Below are 17,119 nucleotides of genomic sequence, written 5' to 3' on the forward strand. Positions count from 1 at the left end.
CCGCGCCTTTTTAAAACCATAAAAATTCTCTAAATCCATTGCCATGATTACCTTTGCCAGGAAAAAACGGGTGCTGTGCCATCGTTTAGCGCGATGCGTCATTCTGCTGTGCATCAGCCTGCTGCTCAATGCCTGCGGCACGCTGTCGCAAACCTCCGCGCCGGTGAGCGATAAAGTTTACCTTTCTCATGACACGTTCAATGAAAACGTCGATGACATTGTGCGTCACTACATGCAGCAGAAGCAGGTTTCCGGCATCAGCATCGCGATCATCCACCAGCGTAGTCAGCCCACATTTTATAGCTTTGGCGTCACCGATGCGGTGCACCGTTATCCCATCACGCCCGATACCTTGTTCGCGCTGGGTTCACTGAGTAAAGGCATCACCGCCGAGGTGATTATTGAGCTGGTGGATCGGGGCGAGCTGCACTGGAACGACACGCTGGCGACGCTGCTACCGCCGAACGTGCCGCTGAGCGCCGATGCCAAACGCATTACGCTGCTACAACTGGTAACGCACACCTCGGGGTTACCGCGCCAGGATATGGATTTGCCGATGTTCATAAAATTCATGGGCTATTTGCGCAGCGGCGAGAACTTTTACAGCAACCTGGACAGCGATGCGGTGTTGGAGTATCTCGCCGATTTTAGCGCGCCTGCGCATCCCACCGCCCGCTACTCCAATCTTGGCTATGCGCTGTTGGGCTACATTCTCAAGCATCGCTTTCATCAGGACATCGAAACGCTGGCGCAACGCAACATGTTTCAGCCGCTGGGCATGACCAGCAGCAGCTTTGAGCCGCAACGCCTGCGCGGTTATCCGTGGCGTGCGATTGGCCATGCGGGCGATCAGCCAAAATTGATCCCACGTGGCCAAATAACGCCAGACTGGGCGTTCAATAACAATATGGTGGCGGCCGCCAGCCTGTATAGCAACGCGCGCGATTTGATTCGCTATCTGGATGCGCACCTGCACGACGGCGCGGGCAGCTCGCTCAACGCGGCGTTTGCGCAGGTCAATCACGGCTACGAGCAGCACGGCAATCAGTCGCAAAATATCGCCTGGGTGACGGATCGTTATGGCGATCAGCAAATTACCTATCAGGTCGGTTATATTGGCGGTTACTCAAGCTTTATTGGTTTCGATAAGCAGAACGGCAATGCGATTGTGGTGCTGCAGAACGCGTTTAACTGGAGTAATTATCTCGGCATTGCTCTATTGATGGATCTGGCGCAGAAAAAACACCACAGTAATTAACATGGTTGCTTGCAATTTTACTGCGCCAAAAATGGCGATAGCTGAGGTATGCTGAGCAGCGAAATTTGACGCGCTAAGCGCGCCGGGGGAACCTTCTGCGTGCCGCACTTGTCAGTAAATTGGACAGTTAATAATTAACCAGAGTGGAAATCACCAATGCGCAGGACACACGTCACCCTTCTTTCTGCAGGAATTTTTCTGGGCGCTTTAAGCCTTACGCCAGCTGCGCTGGCTGAAGGCGAGCAAACGGATGCCGTACCCACCCCGCCGCAGGTGCAGCAGACCGCACCCGACGCACAAACGCAGGCGCCAGCCGCCGATGCGCCCGCCAGCAATGAACCGGCTGAATCCAGTGGCGATGTCGCACCGATTCGTCCTCCGCAAAGCGGCGATGCCACGGCACCCAATAATTACGATCTGACCACCATTATCATCGACTACAAAGAGTACAAAGTCGGCGATGTGGTGCCAGAAGAGTATCGTAAAAAGCAGTACACCATTGTCCAGTGGCAGCCGCGCCATCTGCCCGCGCCGCAGCCTGGCACGCATTGGGCTTATATCAATGCCAACTACATCCTGATCACCGATGACAGCGGTAAGATCGTGATGGGCAAATCGGGCGAAATCTTCTTCCGCGGTTAACCTCCGCGCAGCAGACGCGCTAGCTGCGCGACGCCCGCCGTAATCTGGCTGGTGCTGGTGTTGCCATAACCCAGCACCAGCCCTTGCTGCTTGTTCTCTCCAAGATAAAATCCCGACAGCGCGCCCGGCGCGTAGCCACTGTGGATCAGCCGATCCACCAGCGCCATATCGTTTTGATCATCTGGCAGTGATAACACCAGATGCATGCCACATTCACCGCCCTGTATCGCTACCTTAGCACCAAAGGTTTGCTGCAAAGCCTGACGCAACGTTGCCTGACGTTGGCGATAGAGCCGACGCATTTTGCTCAGATGGCGGCTGAAGTCACCGCTGCGTAAAAACAGCGCCAGCGCCTGCTGCTCCGGGCGATTGCCGCCGCGCAGCAGTTCATGCAGGGCAGGACGCAGCGGCGCTAGCAGCTGCGGTGGCAACACCATAAAACCGAGGCGCAGTGCTGGAAACAGCGTTTTACTGAACGAACCGACGTAGATCACTGGCGTAGGTTGCATCATGCCCTGCATGGCGGCGATGGGTTCTCCGCTGTAACGAAAGTCGCTGTCGTAATCATCTTCGATAATCCACGTTTGATGTTCACGTGCCGCCGCTAATAGCGCCAGACGACGCGGTGCGCTCATGATCGCGCCGGTGGGATATTGATGGGTTGGCGTGGTGTAAATCAGGCGTGGCCGACGCTGCAGCCAATCCTGTGGATTGGCTGCCAGGCCCTGGCTATCGACGTTTACCGGCTCAATCTGCATATCACCGAGGCGCATGGCCGCCTTTGCGCCGCGATAGCCAGGTTCTTCAATCCAACCGATGTCGCCAGGGCTGCTAAGCAGCGCGACGCACAGCGTAAGCGCCTGCTGCGCACCTTCGGTAATCACGATTTGCTCTGGCGTACAGCGCACGCCGCGCGCCAGAGCTAAATGCTGGGCCAGCGCTTCCCGCAGCGTACGTTCGCCGAGCGGATCGCCATAGCCCAGCAGCTGCTGCGGCTGATGCAGCATCACGCGGTTCAATGCGCGTCGCCATTGTGCCAGCGGGAAATGCGCCAGCGAAGGAACACCGGGTCGCAGCGCCATCTCCTGGCTGAAGGTGCGATGGCTGGAGCGCAGCTCGGCGATGCGCGGCGACAAGGTAACCTCGCTACTGGCGTACGGCTCTTTATCCGCGGCCTGCAGCGCCATGTTACCGATGCGACTGCCCTGGCGATCGCTGATGATGAAACCTTCGGCCTGTAGCTGTGACCACACGGCCATCACCGTATTTCGTGAAACGTTAAGATCCAGCGCCAGCTGTCGCGTGGCGGGCAAGCGCGTACCGGCCGCCAGTTTTCCCGTCAGAATCGCCTGTTTGATGCGCTGAAAAAGCTGTTGCTGCAGTGTCTGCGCGCCATGGGTTTCCAGCGGTGCCAGTAATAATCGGTGTAGCTCAACATCACTCATAAGCGCATTTCCGTGGATCCATCAAATGGCATCATTGTGGCGCTTTTTAACACTCCAGCAAAGTGGCACTCTGCTGCACAGGCCCCTAACTTTTTAAGGAATCGAGGAATGTCGCAACACACCAACGTTTATGGACAACCGGTAGGATTTCCGCTGCCCGATTGGCAACCCCGCGCCTGGCCAGAGTATGAGACTTTTTCGGGTGACTATTGCCGGCTAGAGCCGCTCAGTGCCGATCGTCATGGCCGCGAACTGTTTGCCGCCTATGCGCAAGCTGCGGATGGGCGAGATTGGACCTATATGTTCGCCGAGCCCTTTGCAGATGAGGCGGCTTATGTGGCTTATGCGCGTCAGCTGGAAAACGGCCGCGATCCGCTGCATTTCGCGGTAATCGATCCGGCCAGCAATCGCGCGGTTGGCAGCCTGGCGTTGATGCGCATTGATGCCACGCACGGATCGATTGAAGTCGGCCACGTCGCCTTTTCGCCCCTGCTGAAGCAAACCCGTATGGCCACTGAAGCGCATTATTTGCTGATGCGTTATGCCTTTGAAAACTTGGGCTATCGCCGTTATGAGTGGAAGTGCGACAGTTGCAATCAACCCTCACGTAACGCGGCGCAGCGGTTGGGATTTCAGTTCGAAGGTACCTTCCGTCAGGCGATTGTTTATAAAGGCCGCAGCCGTGATACCTGTTGGTTCTCCATCATCGACAGCGAGTGGCCGCAGGTGAAACAGGGCTTCGAACGCTGGCTGGCGGCGGAGAACTTTACGGAGCAGGGAACGCAGCGTGAAAGGCTGGAGGCACTGCGCGTGTAGAGAAAGTAACGCGATTCGCTAATAAAAAAGGCCTGCACGCAGGCAGGCCTTGAAGTCCAGCAGAATCAGCTTAACGTTGCGGCTGCGGAATAATTTTTATATCCACCATACCGATGCCCAGTTTGCGCGGATCCTGGCCGATGATGTTGCCGTCATTCGACTCCTGCGGTTCCGGCGGTGCAATAATCAAGTTGCGGCTACCGGTGGGATTGGTGAAATGCAGCGTGGTGGTGGAGAAATCCTCCCCCAGATTCAACGGTTGCTCCTGATCTCCCACGCGCACCGGGATTGGCCGATGCGCATTGGGGCCGAAGCCACGCGCGGTGATCACCACATCAAAGCGCTCAGGCAGCGGATCGTTGTATTCAATATTCACTTCAGGTGCCAGATTAGCGTTCGACCAACGTCCCCAGTTTTCCAGCCGTGATATGCCTTTGAAGCTCTTAACACTGCTCGGCGCGCCGGGCACCGTTAACAGGAAGCTGTCTGCGTTGTAGCGAATAGCATTGTCTTCAATGCGAATCTGCTGTTCGTTCAGCTGGAACGTCGCTGTGCTCACCTCCGCTTTCGGGAAGGTGACTTTACTTTTCCACAGCGGCTTATCAATTCGGGTTACGCTCGGTTTGCCGCCCATTTGCCCCATCGAAATACACAGATCGTTCGATAGTGCCAAATCTGGCTGCCACAGGCGGGCCATCTTGAAGCAGCGATCGACCCAGACGAATTTGTCAGCGGCAGCGAATTTGGAGAGCTGATAGCGCAGTGGCTCAGCGTATTCACCTTCCGGCAGCGGTTCGACATGTTTATCAGAGACGCGGAACAGAATCGGCAGCTTGAAGGTCGCGCCCGAGAAGCTGAAAGTATTCTTCTGCTGATCGACCGTGAAGCTCTCCATCTTACTGGGGAAATTCCACAGTTGGATGATATCCGCTTTCCACGCCGTGACGCGCTTCGCCATATCCTCAAACTGGGTAGACAGCGAGACCGAAGAGAGACCGCTGCGCCCCAGGCCGATGGCGTTATCACCGCCGAGAATATCCAGCACCGTCGCACCGTTATCCAGCGTGCTGCGTTTGCTATCGAGCACTTCCGCCTGTGGCTGATCGCCACGAATGACCATAAACAGGTCATGGCGCGGCTGTTTGATCAAATATTGATGCGCCGTGTTGTTCATCGCCAAGTGATCGGACGTCACCACGATGATGGTATTTTTAAACCACGGCGAGGCCTTAATGCGCTCAATCAGCCGCGCGACATGCTCTTGTGAACAGGCCACGGCACTAAATGACTGGTTCGGTTTTCCGTCATAGCTGTAGCTTTTGCGTTGGCAGCTGCGCGAGATAAAACCATCCGGATGATGGGTATCTACCGTTAGCGTGAACAATGCAAAGCGCTTCTGCTCACGGGACAGCTCCTCGTATTTCTCAAATACCTCATCCATCACCGTGTCATCGTAGTAGCCCCAGTTATTGCGATAGGCGGGATCGGCGACGCGGCTTTTGAGCTCCTCAGAGCCGTACATATTGGCGGCATCAAAGCCGTGCGACAGCAGAAAAGTATCTTTACCGGCGAAACGCAAATCCGCGCCCTGTATAAACCAGTTTTCGTAGCCGGAGTTTTTCAGGATATCGCCGAGACAAATATTCTGCGGATAAAAGCTGGAGAGCGAAGCCGAGGCGTTACCATCAAAAGGGGCAAACAGCGGAATGCCGCACTGCGAAGCCACCATGCCGGCAATGGTGTAGTCGGTGCCGGGTAACTGTTCGGTTTGGCTGAAATCGATGCTCTGGTCTTTTTCACGGCTGAGTTCGGGCGCCAGGCCGGGAAAGGCCTGCTGATCGAAGTAGGTCCGTTCGAGGCTTTCGCCATAGATATAGACCAGATTGAGCTTCGGCTCCGCTATCACCTTGTTTGGCGTTTTGTAATAGGTTTCGAAATCTGAATCAGCGAGACGCGTGTGGGAGGCGATCAGCTCTTTCACCTGACGAAACGCCGGCGTGGTTTGTACCGAACCGGCAGCACAGGCAATAGCCAGTAAACTCCAGCCGAGATGATGCTGGGTCTTGCGGCGACGCAGCAGCCATGTAAGCAGGCAAAATAGCGAGAACAGGCCAATGATTAACCCGATGGCCGGCACCACATATTTGCTCACGCCCGCGCCCGTCAGGCTATTGGTTAGGGTGTAGAGCACCGCATCATTGATTCCATCGCCCGTGAAATAGTTGCTGGCGAACAGCGTGACGTTAAGCACGATGAACAGAGTAAGCAGCAGCAAGATCAGACTAAACCAGAATTTATTTCGCCCGGCTTTAAAGGAGTAGACCGCAATCGCAGCCAAAAAGAGTACAACCGAAACCATTTCGGACAACGTCAGATCCTCATCTTGAATGAATACGCATTCCCTGCGTCAACGACCCTCTTTGGGGGATTTTTGCGTCAATCTATATCGGGTGTCACAAGGCTGCAACACATCCAACCAGATTTGTGCGATGCATTCCGATTCGTTTATGGCGGGTTTAGGCTGGCTGTGGTTTGGCCTGGTAGCAACGCAACGGCTGCTACCAGTGAGGGCAGAGAAGGGAAATTAGAGTTTGCCAGTGAGGTATTGCGCTTCGCCATCGGCAAAGCTCCAGTCACCTTTACTGTTGGTGATAAAACTAATCATCAAATCTGTGCCCTGTACGCCACAATTTTCCTGCAGCTCGCGCGCTAACTCTGCCATAAACAGACACTTCTGTTCTTCACTTCTCGGGCTGGTATAAACGCGTACCATCACCAGATTATCGCTGCGCTCAAAACCCAAACCGGTGTCCTGAAAGACCATCTGGTAGCCTTTGTTTTCATGAACAATCTGATAGCGATCGCGTGCGGGCACTTTGAACGCCGTTAACACCGCGCGATGCGCGGCATCCAGTAAAGTCCGTAATTCTGCTTCAGAACGGCCCTGAATAACGTCAAATGTCAGTAATGGCATCAATAAACCCTCGTTTTTGCTCACATGAAAAGAGTAGGATGTGGCTCTATGCTGCCGCTTGCTGCCGGAAAGAAAAAGCGTGCTGGTTGAAATGATTATTTATTATTTTGAACAATGAAGATGAAAGAAATTAAAACCGATAGCCTTTGGGTCCATTTGCACTGGTTAACCGTGCTGGCTGAGCTCGGCAGTTTTACGCGTGCAGCGGAGCGCTTAGACGTCAGCAAAGCGGCGATGAGCCAAAAGATTAAAGAACTGGAAAAGATGGCCGGGGTGGCGTTGGTGCAGCGCACCACGCGCAGCGTGCGTCTCACTTCCGCCGGTGAAAAGCTGGTGGATGAGCTGCGCGATCCCTTTGCGCGCATCGCGCAGAGCTTTTTCAGCGTGCGCGATGAAGCGGGACCGGTACGTGGCATGGTGCGCGTAACGGCTCCGGTAGCCTTTGCGCGTCAGCAGCTGGTGCCGATTATTGGTGATTTCTTGCGGGATTATCCGCAGGTGCGCCTGCAGCTGGATGTGACCGATCGTTTGGTCTCGCTGGGCAGTGAAGGATTTGATCTGGCGATTCGCCACAGCGATAACCTGCCGGAAACGCACGTGGCGCTGCCGCTGTGTGAAACCCACGCGCTGCTGGTGGCTTCCCCCGCCTATCTGGCACAAAACGGGGTGCCAGATAGGCCGCAGGCGCTGCAGCAGCATAACTGCCTGTATTATCCGCGGGGTTTAGAGTCGCCGCAGTGGCGCTTTCGCTTGGCCAGCAACGTCAGTGAAACTGTGCAGGTAAAGATTCAGGGCAACTTTGCCACTAACAATAGCGAGTCGATTCGTGACGCAGCATTGCAGGGAGTAGGTATCGCGATGCTACCTGATTTCAGCGCCAGCGCGGCACTCGCCAGCGGTACGCTGCAGCAGGTGCTGCCGCAGTGGCAGACGATCGATGCCTTCGCCGATCGTTTATGGGTGGTACGCCCGTATGCTGCACAGGTGCCACGGGCGGTGACCACCTTTATCCACTGGTTACGCGCGCGCTTTGTTGATGGGTGACGCCAGCGTGATGGGCGTATGCGGTTGCATCATTTGGCCCAACAGGCTGCTGCGGTTGTAGTGACCGAGGCGCAGGTTGAAGTCGAGATGCAACTGTTCATTGCCGCTGAGCTTAATCACCGGCGGTGGCGTATGCGGGCGCTGGTGAAACAGCACCGCGTGGGCAAACGCCTCACTTTTCCAGCCGCTCAGGCGCTGATAGTAATAGGCGTTCGCCTCGCATTTACGCAGATAGAGATTGACCCGGCGATATTCACGCATGGCGATTTGCTGCGCCAGCGAACCCAGTTGCTGTTCCGGCTGGGCAATCTTCTGCGTCAGCAGCGAATAATCATCGCGTTTGGTCAATTCATTGAAATAATTTTGTTCGCCGAGATGTTTAATCGGCGCGTAATGTTTTTGCCATTCACGAATAAACGGATTATTGGCTGTCGCCGCCAGGAACCAGCTCTCAATCACCGGCGCGAGATAATTAACGGTGGCATTTTCGTGATAATAACCAATCACATCCATACCACGTTCCTGATGTGCGCGATGCACCCAGGAGAGATCTTCAAATAATAACGTGCTGCAATCAATAGCAATGCCGCCATAACGTAATAGCAACTCCAGGCGAATGACTTCGCTGCGCTGCTGTGCGCTTAATTGTGAAGAGGTAAAGATAAAGTCAGGTAAAACTTCTTTTACCGTTAAGCGGTTTAATAAATGAATTTCATGATCGGGATTATCCTGACGAATCTTTTTAATATTTAGCGCCATCGATTTGGGTAAATATTCATTATCCCAATACATCCACACTTTTTTTGGAATCTCTGGCAGATCTTTTTCGCCAGAAAGCAACACGATATTGTCCTCTTCGCTGGGATCGTATTCCGGCGCACAGAGCGCATTATGCTGTTTTTTCTGCAGGAAAGTCTGGCTGGTAAAGGCGAGTCTTTTCCAGTTATGCCAGAGGTTTAAGGCTGGCTGAAGGCGTTTTTTATTCATGATGCACCTGATTATTGTGATTATGGTGGCAAGGCTTCCCTGTTACTGGCGCTGAGCGCTCTTGATTATCCCTTTCTTTGTGCTGTGTAAAAAAATACTCTCCAGAGCTTAATAAAACATTCTGTGCTGTGCGGCTACCACTTTTTACTTCTTTCAGATAAAGCGGAAAATCAAGGATCCGTTAAGTTTTAAATTAACGCTGAATAACATACTGGATTGTTGTTTATTCACTTTTTTCAGCTTAAGACTATTCCTAATAAAATAAGGTTGGCGTGGCGCAGGCTGCGGATTGAATTAAAAAGTGGGCGTGAGATCACTGGTTAACCTCACTGCATTTTCCGCTGGTCTGCGGTGAGAATCCCACCGTCAGTGAGGGTTAGCTACGCTTAAAGGAGGTGATTAACCAAAGGAGACACTATGCAGCGACACAACCGTGGCCTACTGGCGGTCGATAAGCAGGGCAATCGCGTGCTGTTTCTCAATCCCGAAACCTTTGCCGTTGAGCAAGAGTTAAATGCTTTTCCCCCGCGGCCGCATGAGTTACTGATGCTGCCACAGCTGGAGAAAGCGTATGTACCGATCTACGGCGATGGCATTCACGGCGACAATCCGCATCCGGGTCACAAAGTGGCGATCATCGATCTGCGTTTGCGTCAGATCAGTGGCTTTATTGATTTGTCGCCGTTAAAAGCGCCGCACAGCGGCCAACTGGGACGTGACGGCAAAGTCTATCTCTGCTGTGAAAACAGCGCGGTGGTCGCGGTGATTGATCCGGTCAGCGATCGACTGGAAAAAACCATTCAGCTGCCGTCGCACAATGCGCACCGGCTGACGCTATCGCCTAGCGGCCGCAAACTGTTTACCGAGAACGAAGAGGATGCCAGCATTACCGTGGTGGATCTGTGCGAGGCAGAAGGGCGCATTATCGATAACATTCTGATGCCAGGAGCGATCTCAGGGATTGCTGCCTCACCGAAACATCCCTATCTGGTGGCGAGTGCCGCGGATGCGCCGCTGCTGTATGTCGTCGATCGGCAAAGTCATCGCATCCGTCAGCGCCTGACGTTACCTGGGCATCAACAACCGTGTCAGGTGGTGCGCTTTAGCGCCAATGGCGAACGACTGGTGGCGATTGGCGACCAGGAGCCGGTGGTGACGCTGTTTGACGATTTACTCAATCCGTTAGGCGATATTCGTGTTGGCAATAAACCGATGGATGGCTGCTTCAGTGAAGACAATCGCAGTTTGCTGATTGCCAACGAGGGCGACGGTTCGCTCAGCCTGATTGATCTGCAGCAAATGAAGGTGATTGCCACGCCGCAGGCCGGCACCGGTTGTGAAGTGTTGAGCTACTTCCAGCTTAACCCTTCGGGTTAAATAAAGGGGCGATGATAAATCGCACTGCTCCAGTGGCGGCTGCTGGCATGTTTTTCTGCTTGCCAGCCGCGCTTACGCAACTCGCGTGCAATCAGTTTGTTCATGATGCCGTGTCCCACCAGCAACACTGTGCCTTGCTGCGACAGCGAGACCAGTTTATCCGCGGCCAGTCGAGCGCGTTCGCGCGCATGTTGCACCGACTCCACATGCCCGGCATAGCCGCAAAGCCACAGCAGACGCAACAGGGACAGCCAGACGGTTAGCGGCAGGTGAAGGCGCTCAAACGGCAGCGTAGGCATCGCGACTTCGCTAAATACCTCATCCACCGCGTGCGGCTGCAAACCAAGACGCGTTAGCGACGATCGCGCGCGCGGCAGCGGGCTGGTGGCAATCACGCTGGCCTGGCGCGCAATCGTCTGACTGCGCGGCGGCGGCGAGTCGCAAATATCAGCCTGATCGTATCCTTCACACCAGTCGGCCAGCGCCCGCGCCGTAAAGCGCCCGCTAACCGGATGATCGGGTTTACCGTGTCGCATGAGAATAATGGTCATAGGGCCCCTGATTGACGTTGCTCCAGTGTAATGCAGATGGTGCGCTTATCGTGACCCGGCGGTGGGTTTTAAGAGTAATGCCTGACTGTCATCAAAGCTTAACTCAAGTGTGCGAAAAACAGCGCGATGAAGAATCAGGCTCCTGCGCTAAATGGTAAGCAATAATCGTCAATCATGCGGCAACTGACATTTTTTTGTTCACGCGCATTAGATGTAATGTCATGAATTAATGCCTTTTTTGTCTTTTACCCCTGAGTTATAGTGAAGATTAATTAATAAATATCACTATTATCGCTTGATTTATCTACGCGCGTAGATAGACTATCTCCATAGTGATAACTCACGGTGCCAGAGACGAAGTTGGCCTTGAGATGACCCAGTTACATTTGCCTCACTAATGCGATCGATGAAAATGACATCGACGGAAACAGGCGAAGAAGCGAATTCCAACACCAGGGAATTCATTACTGATTTTTCATCCAGGTTTGCCTACTGAACGTCGCCACCGGGGAGTTCCGCTTGTTGCAAGGGAACTGACCCACGGAAGGGCGTTTGCTGTTTTTACCTCTCTCAGGGAAATGGTCATGACGGTACATCACTCCGTTTCGCAACAAAGCGCACTCAACGCCTCCTCTGCTGCCGATGCGCGGCTTGAAACCACTGCTGGCCGCAAAGACTTCTGGCGCGCCACCTTCTCCTGCTGGCTCGGCACCGCGATGGAATATGCGGATTTTGCCCTTTATGGCCTCGCTGCGGGCATCATCTTTGGTGACGTCTTCTTCCCCGAAGCCACGCCAACCATCGCCTTACTCTCAAGTTTTGCTACCTGGTCCGTTGGCTTCATTGCCCGCCCGATTGGCGCGTTGCTGTTTGGTTGGATCGGCGATCGTAAAGGCCGCAAAACGGTGATGATCGCCACCATCATTCTGATGGGCGCTTCTACCACATTAATTGGCCTGATTCCCTCCTACGCCAGCATTGGCGTGTGGGCACCGGCGTGTCTGGTGCTGCTGCGCTTTACGCAGGGGCTCGGCGCCGGCGCAGAGCTGTCTGGCGGTACCGTGATGCTAGGCGAATATGCGCCGGTTGAACGTCGCGGTCTGGTGTCATCGGTGATTGCGCTGGGTTCGAACAGCGGCACGCTCATCGCCTCGCTGGTGTGGCTGGCGGTAATCCAGATGGACAAAGAGAGTTTGCTGGCGTGGGGCTGGCGCATTCCGTTCCTCAGCAGCGTGCTGATTGCGGTGGTGGCATTGTGGATCCGCCGCCATCTGCGTGAAACGCCGGTGTTTGAACGCCAGCAGGCAGAGTTACAGGCTGAGCGCAGCGCGACGTTGGCACAGGCGCAGGAAGAGGTGGACACCCGCAGCTTCTGGCAGCGCAGCCGCGCCTTCTGGACCATGGTGGGATTACGTATTGGCGAGAACGGCCCCTCTTATCTGGCGCAGGGCTTTATTGTCGGTTACGTGGCGAAAGTGCTGATGCTCGACAAATCGGTCCCCACCACGGCGGTATTTATCGCCTCGCTGCTGGGCTTCCTGATCATTCCTTTTGCGGGTTGGCTGTCGGATCGTTTTGGCCGCCGTATTACCTATCGCTGCTTCTGCCTGTTACTGATGTTCTACGCCTGGCCGGCCTTTAGCCTGATGGATAGCCGCGATCCTACCATTGTTATCGCGGTGATTGTGGTGGGTATGGCGCTGGCATCGCTGGGTATTTTTGGCGTGCAGGCGGCGTGGGGCGTCGAGATGTTTGGCGTTAAACGTCGTTACACCAAGATGGCCGTCGCCAAAGAGCTAGGGTCTATCCTTTCTGGAGGCACCGCACCGTTAGTGGCGGCGGCGCTGTTGTCGTTCACCGGACACTGGTGGCCGATTGCGGTGTACTTCACTGCGATGGCCAGCATCGGTTTCCTTACCACCTTTGTGGCTCCGGAAACGCGCGGACGCGATCTCAATCTGCCGGAAGATGCAATTTGACCAGCAGGATCGCGTAAAACATCACCTCATTGGCCGGCGCTCCCGGCCAATGGCATTTACGCAGGGGCAAAGGAATGGCGAAATCTCCAACCGGAAATGTGACGCGCACCGATGTGGCAAAAGTTGCCGGGACCTCGGTGGCGGTGGTCAGTTACGTGATCAATAACGGTCCACGCCCGGTGGCAGAAGCCACGCGGCAGCGCGTGCTGGAGGCGATTAAACAGACCGGCTATCGCCCGAATGCGGTGGCGCGTGCGCTGGCTTCCGGCAGCACCAAAACCTTTGGTTTAGTGGTGCCGAACATTGGTAACCCCTTTGTTGCCTCAATGGCGCACATGCTGTTGCAGGAGTCGATGAATCACGGCCACGTCATGCTATTGGGCGATGCAGGTGACGATCGCAAGCGCGAGCTGGAGATCATTCAGGGCCTGCTAAATCGTCAGGTTGATGGCCTGTTTTATAACAGCGTTGATCGCCATCCCTATATCGATGTGATTCAGGCCAGCGGTACGCCACTGGTGATGCTGGATCGTATTGAACCGCGTCCCGGCGTCAACATGCTGCGCGTTAATGAACGCGAAGCGGCGTGTCAGGTCACCGCGCATCTGCTCAGTCACGGTTACCAGAAGGTTGGCATGATCAGCGGCCCGCTGGACATGCTAAACGCGCAAGATCGCATTCAGGGCTGGCGCGATGCGCTGGCGCAGCAGGGCTTGCCGGCGGATGAGGCGATGATTTTCCCCGCCAGCTACACGCGGCAGGGCGGTTATGACGCCGCACAGCGCATGGTGGCGAGCGGTCGCGTGCCACGTGCGCTGTTTACCAGTAATGAAGGCCAGGCGATTGGCTGTATTCGTGCGCTGTCAGAGCATGGACTGCGCGTGCCGCAGGATGTCGCGCTGGTGTGTTTTAACGGTACCGATCAGTCGGCGTTTCATGTGCCGACGTTGACCACCGTCCGTCAGCCGCTGCGCGATATGGCGCGTAGTGCGATTGCCATGCTCAAAAACTGGGATGGCGACGCCAGGCTGGCGGAATTCCCTCACCAGTTAGAAATTGGTGAGTCCTGTGGCTGTCAGCTCTCTCAAGCAGAATAAAACTATAACATTATGAAAAGACTAATTATTGATTGTGATCCGGGAAACGGCATTGCGGGCGCTAATACCGATGATGGTCTGGCGCTGGCGTTAGCATTGGCCTCACCTTCGCTGTCGCTTGAGCTGGTCACTACCGTGACGGGCAACACGCCGAGTGCGGTTGGGGCGCAGGTAGCAAAAGATCTGCTGCAGCGCCTGGGGCTTAACATTCCGGTGGTGCAGGGCGCCTTGCAGGCATTGCGTGAAGATCCAGCCCCCTGGCGTGCGCGTCTTGACCATGTTGCCGATGAAAAGCTCGGGGAACTGTGGCACGGCGTTCGCCAGCCGCAGCGCATTCCAGCCGATGGACATGATGCGGCTGGGGTGATGGGACAGCTGATTTGTGACAATCCCGGCGAATTTACCCTGGTGGCGATTGGCCCGCTAACCAACGTGGCGCTGGCGCTCCAGCGTTACCCGCAAATGGCGGAATCGGTGGCGGAGATTGTTATTATGGGCGGCGTGTTCGCGCTCGATGATTACATCAAAGACACCAATTTTGGCCTCGATCCGGAAGCGGCGCATCAGGTGCTGCATAGCGGTGCCACCATCACGCTGGTGCCGATGGATGCCACGACGCAAACGTTGCTGACCCAGCAGGACCTCACCCGCATCACCGCTAATCCGCACCCGTTGCCGCAGTTTGTGCGTGAGACATTGCGTCCGTGGATCGACTATTCGATTCGTACCCGTCACCTGCCGGGATGCTGGATTCACGATGCGCTGGTGGTGGCCTGGTTGCTCAATCAGCGCGTGGCCGACGGCGTTGATTATTACGTGGATATTGAGCTGCGCCCTGGCGCAACGCGCGGGAAAAGCTGGCGTTATCGCGCGCCGCTGCGTCTGGATATTGGCGTGCCACAGCAAACCGGCGCGCTGGTGCATGTGATGCAAACCGTCAATAATTCGCTGCTGCTGGAGATGATTGAAAAGGCGTTTAATCAATTGCAACGTTGAAACGTTTTCCAGGTGCGCATAAATGCGCACCCTACGCTGTTCCAGGGACGCCCTTTATGGCTGTTCCCTTCTACAACATGACACGCTTTTTTACACCGCGAATCACTCGCTGACAATTCCCGCCGCAACCCGCCTTTCTGACATGCTATATACAAATGGTTAACATATTAGTAACCCGTGAAATTATTCGCGCGGTAACTTTTACAATAAATCCGGCCAACGATCCGGAAGCTAATCAGACAGGATACCAACATGTTCAACTGGACTGCGACCCAGCGCAACGTGGCTTTTGCCAGTTTCGCGAGCTGGACGCTGGATGCGTTCGACTTCTTTATTCTGGTGTTTGTACTTAGCGATCTCGCCCAGTATTTTCACACCAGCGTCTCCGATGTTTCACTGGCCATCATGCTTACCCTCGCGGTTCGCCCGATCGGTGCGTTACTGTTTGGTCGTCTGGCCGAAAAGTATGGTCGCCGACCCATTCTGATGCTCAATATCGTGATGTTCTCGCTGTTTGAGCTGCTGTCTGCGTGGTCTCCGAGCTTCGCGGCTTTCCTCGGTTTCCGCGTGATTTACGGCATAGCGATGGGTGGGATTTGGGGCGTGGCGTCGTCGCTGGCGCTGGAAACTATTCCCGATCGTTCGCGCGGCCTGATGTCAGGCATTTTCCAGGCGGGTTATCCGTGCGGTTATCTGCTGGCGTCGGTGATTTTCGGTCTGTTCTTCGAAACGGTTGGCTGGCGCGGGATGTTCCTGATTGGCGCATTACCGATTCTGCTGCTGCCGTTCATCTATTTCAAAGTGCCGGAATCGCCAGTATGGCTGGCGGCGCGCGAGCGCAAAGAGAGCACCGCGTTACTGCCGATTATCCGTCAGCACTGGAAACTCTGCATTTACATGGTGCTGCTGATGGCCTGCTTTAACTTCTTTAGTCACGGCACCCAGGATCTCTATCCTACCTTCCTAAAGGTGCAGCATCAGTTTGATCCGCACACCGTCAGCATTATCGCCATTAGCTACAATATTGCGGCGATGCTGGGTGGGATCACCTTTGGTGCGCTGTCGGAACGTATTGGTCGCAAGAAAGCCATTATTCTGGCTTCATTCCTTGCGCTACCGGTGCTGCCGCTGTGGGCTTTCTCGAGCGGTTCGTGGATGATCGGCATCGGCGCGTTTCTGATGCAGTTTATGGTGCAGGGCGCGTGGGGTGTGGTGCCGACCTATCTCACCGAACTGGTGCCTGCCAACGCGCGTGCGGTGCTGCCGGGCTTTGTTTATCAGCTGGGGAATTTGCTCGCCTCTGTCAATGCGACGTTGCAGTCACGCATTGCCGAGGCGCACGGCGGTAACTATGGTCTGGGGATGGCGATTGTCGCCGGGACGGTAGCGGTGCTGATTTGCGTGTTTGTGGCGTTCGGTCGGGAGACGCGCGGCATCGAAATATCCGGTGCTGCCGCGCGCGAATCGCATTAGAGCGCCTCGCAGACGTCGATCCATTTTGCCGCAGTGAGCTCTGCCATGCGCTGCGGCGCAATGCGTACCGCGCTGTGAATCGAACCCGCTGCCGGCAGCACTTCGTCGAAGCTGCGCAGCGACACATCGCAATAAACGGTCAGCGGATTTTCCAGCCCAAACGGGCAGACGCCGCCGACCGGATGCCCGGTCCAGTTCACCACTTCATCCACGCTTAACATGCGCGCCTTCGCGCCGAGAGCGGCTTTTAGCTTGCGGTTATCAAGACGCGCATCGCCGCGCGTCACGATCAGCACGATAGAATCCTTTACTTTCAGCGATAAGGTTTTGGCGATTTGCCCAGGCGTAACGCCATGAACGCGTGCGGCCAGCTCAACGGTGGCGGTGCTTTCCGGCATCTCAATGATATCGATATCCGGTGCATGTTCGGCTAAGAATTGCCGTACCGACTCCAGGCTCATTTTTTTCTCCGATAAAAAC

General features: G+C 55.2%; 15 protein-coding genes. 9 read left to right on the forward strand and 6 right to left on the reverse strand.

What is annotated here, in order from left to right; all coding sequences use genetic code 11:
• Positions 1 to 70: 70 nt before the first annotated feature.
• Together PMI17_RS05135 and PMI17_RS05140 are read left to right on the forward strand one after the other, a co-directional pair.
• On the forward strand, positions 71 to 1,258 hold the full coding sequence (locus PMI17_RS05135) for a serine hydrolase (RefSeq protein ID WP_007886806.1): 1,188 nt from the start codon (positions 71 to 73) through the stop codon (positions 1,256 to 1,258).
• A 156-nt stretch (positions 1,259 to 1,414) separates the two neighbouring features.
• The gene (locus tag PMI17_RS05140; protein WP_007886807.1) at positions 1,415 to 1,900 is read left to right on the forward strand and encodes an RcnB family protein; all 486 of its coding nucleotides are present in this window, start codon (positions 1,415 to 1,417) and stop codon (positions 1,898 to 1,900) included.
• Here the strand turns inward: PMI17_RS05140 and PMI17_RS05145 are convergent.
• Positions 1,897 to 3,345, reverse strand: coding sequence for a PLP-dependent aminotransferase family protein (locus PMI17_RS05145; RefSeq protein ID WP_007886808.1), 1,449 nt, complete (start codon positions 3,343 to 3,345; stop codon positions 1,897 to 1,899). The genes PMI17_RS05140 and PMI17_RS05145 overlap by 4 nt on opposite strands.
• A 108-nt stretch (positions 3,346 to 3,453) precedes the next feature.
• Between PMI17_RS05145 and PMI17_RS05150 the strand changes: the two genes are divergently transcribed.
• The gene (locus PMI17_RS05150) at positions 3,454 to 4,161 is read left to right on the forward strand and encodes a GNAT family N-acetyltransferase (RefSeq protein WP_007886809.1); all 708 of its coding nucleotides are present in this window, start codon (positions 3,454 to 3,456) and stop codon (positions 4,159 to 4,161) included.
• 70 nt (positions 4,162 to 4,231) lie between these two features.
• On the opposite strand, the gene opgB is transcribed toward PMI17_RS05150, so the two are convergent.
• The gene (opgB, locus tag PMI17_RS05155) at positions 4,232 to 6,529 is read right to left on the reverse strand and encodes a phosphatidylglycerol--membrane-oligosaccharide glycerophosphotransferase (RefSeq protein WP_007886810.1); all 2,298 of its coding nucleotides are present in this window, start codon (positions 6,527 to 6,529) and stop codon (positions 4,232 to 4,234) included.
• Positions 6,530 to 6,745: 216 nt separating this feature from the next.
• Complete coding sequence (locus tag PMI17_RS05160; protein ID WP_007886812.1) at positions 6,746 to 7,135, reverse strand: tautomerase family protein; 390 nt, start codon at positions 7,133 to 7,135, stop codon at positions 6,746 to 6,748.
• Between the two features lie 120 nt (positions 7,136 to 7,255).
• On the opposite strand from PMI17_RS05160, the gene PMI17_RS05165 reads away from it, so the two are divergent.
• Positions 7,256 to 8,179: a LysR family transcriptional regulator gene (locus PMI17_RS05165; protein WP_007886814.1), complete on the forward strand. Its 924-nt coding sequence runs from the start codon at positions 7,256 to 7,258 to the stop codon at positions 8,177 to 8,179.
• Here PMI17_RS05165 and PMI17_RS05170 read toward each other — a convergent pair.
• Complete coding sequence (locus tag PMI17_RS05170; RefSeq protein ID WP_007886816.1) at positions 8,153 to 9,166, reverse strand: glycosyltransferase family 32 protein; 1,014 nt, start codon at positions 9,164 to 9,166, stop codon at positions 8,153 to 8,155. The two genes, PMI17_RS05165 and PMI17_RS05170, sit on opposite strands and share 27 nt — an antisense overlap.
• Before the next feature lie 417 nt (positions 9,167 to 9,583).
• Between PMI17_RS05170 and PMI17_RS05175 the strand changes: the two genes are divergently transcribed.
• A complete protein-coding gene (locus PMI17_RS05175) occupies positions 9,584 to 10,543 on the forward strand; it encodes a YncE family protein (RefSeq protein WP_007886818.1) in 960 nt (319 codons plus the stop codon).
• Here the strand turns inward: PMI17_RS05175 and PMI17_RS05180 are convergent.
• The gene (locus PMI17_RS05180) at positions 10,540 to 11,094 is read right to left on the reverse strand and encodes a histidine phosphatase family protein (protein WP_007886821.1); all 555 of its coding nucleotides are present in this window, start codon (positions 11,092 to 11,094) and stop codon (positions 10,540 to 10,542) included. The genes PMI17_RS05175 and PMI17_RS05180 overlap by 4 nt on opposite strands.
• A gap of 584 nt (positions 11,095 to 11,678) precedes the next feature.
• Between PMI17_RS05180 and PMI17_RS05185 the strand changes: the two genes are divergently transcribed.
• From PMI17_RS05185 to PMI17_RS05200, 4 genes are all read left to right on the forward strand, one after another.
• Positions 11,679 to 13,073, forward strand: coding sequence for an MFS transporter (locus PMI17_RS05185; RefSeq protein WP_007886822.1), 1,395 nt, complete (start codon positions 11,679 to 11,681; stop codon positions 13,071 to 13,073).
• Positions 13,074 to 13,147: 74 nt separating this feature from the next.
• On the forward strand, positions 13,148 to 14,170 hold the full coding sequence (locus PMI17_RS05190; RefSeq protein ID WP_007886824.1) for a LacI family DNA-binding transcriptional regulator: 1,023 nt from the start codon (positions 13,148 to 13,150) through the stop codon (positions 14,168 to 14,170).
• 12 nt (positions 14,171 to 14,182) lie between these two features.
• Complete coding sequence (locus tag PMI17_RS05195) at positions 14,183 to 15,166, forward strand: nucleoside hydrolase (RefSeq protein WP_007886825.1); 984 nt, start codon at positions 14,183 to 14,185, stop codon at positions 15,164 to 15,166.
• 252 nt (positions 15,167 to 15,418) lie between these two features.
• Positions 15,419 to 16,639, forward strand: coding sequence for an MFS transporter (locus PMI17_RS05200; protein ID WP_007886826.1), 1,221 nt, complete (start codon positions 15,419 to 15,421; stop codon positions 16,637 to 16,639).
• Here PMI17_RS05200 and PMI17_RS05205 read toward each other — a convergent pair.
• A complete protein-coding gene (locus PMI17_RS05205) occupies positions 16,636 to 17,100 on the reverse strand; it encodes a YbaK/EbsC family protein (protein WP_007886828.1) in 465 nt (154 codons plus the stop codon). The genes PMI17_RS05200 and PMI17_RS05205 overlap by 4 nt on opposite strands.
• Positions 17,101 to 17,119 lie beyond the last annotated feature (19 nt).

This window comes from Pantoea sp. GM01, assembly GCF_000282675.1.
In the GTDB taxonomy this organism is placed as follows: Bacteria; Pseudomonadota; Gammaproteobacteria; order Enterobacterales; family Enterobacteriaceae; genus Pantoea; species Pantoea nemavictus.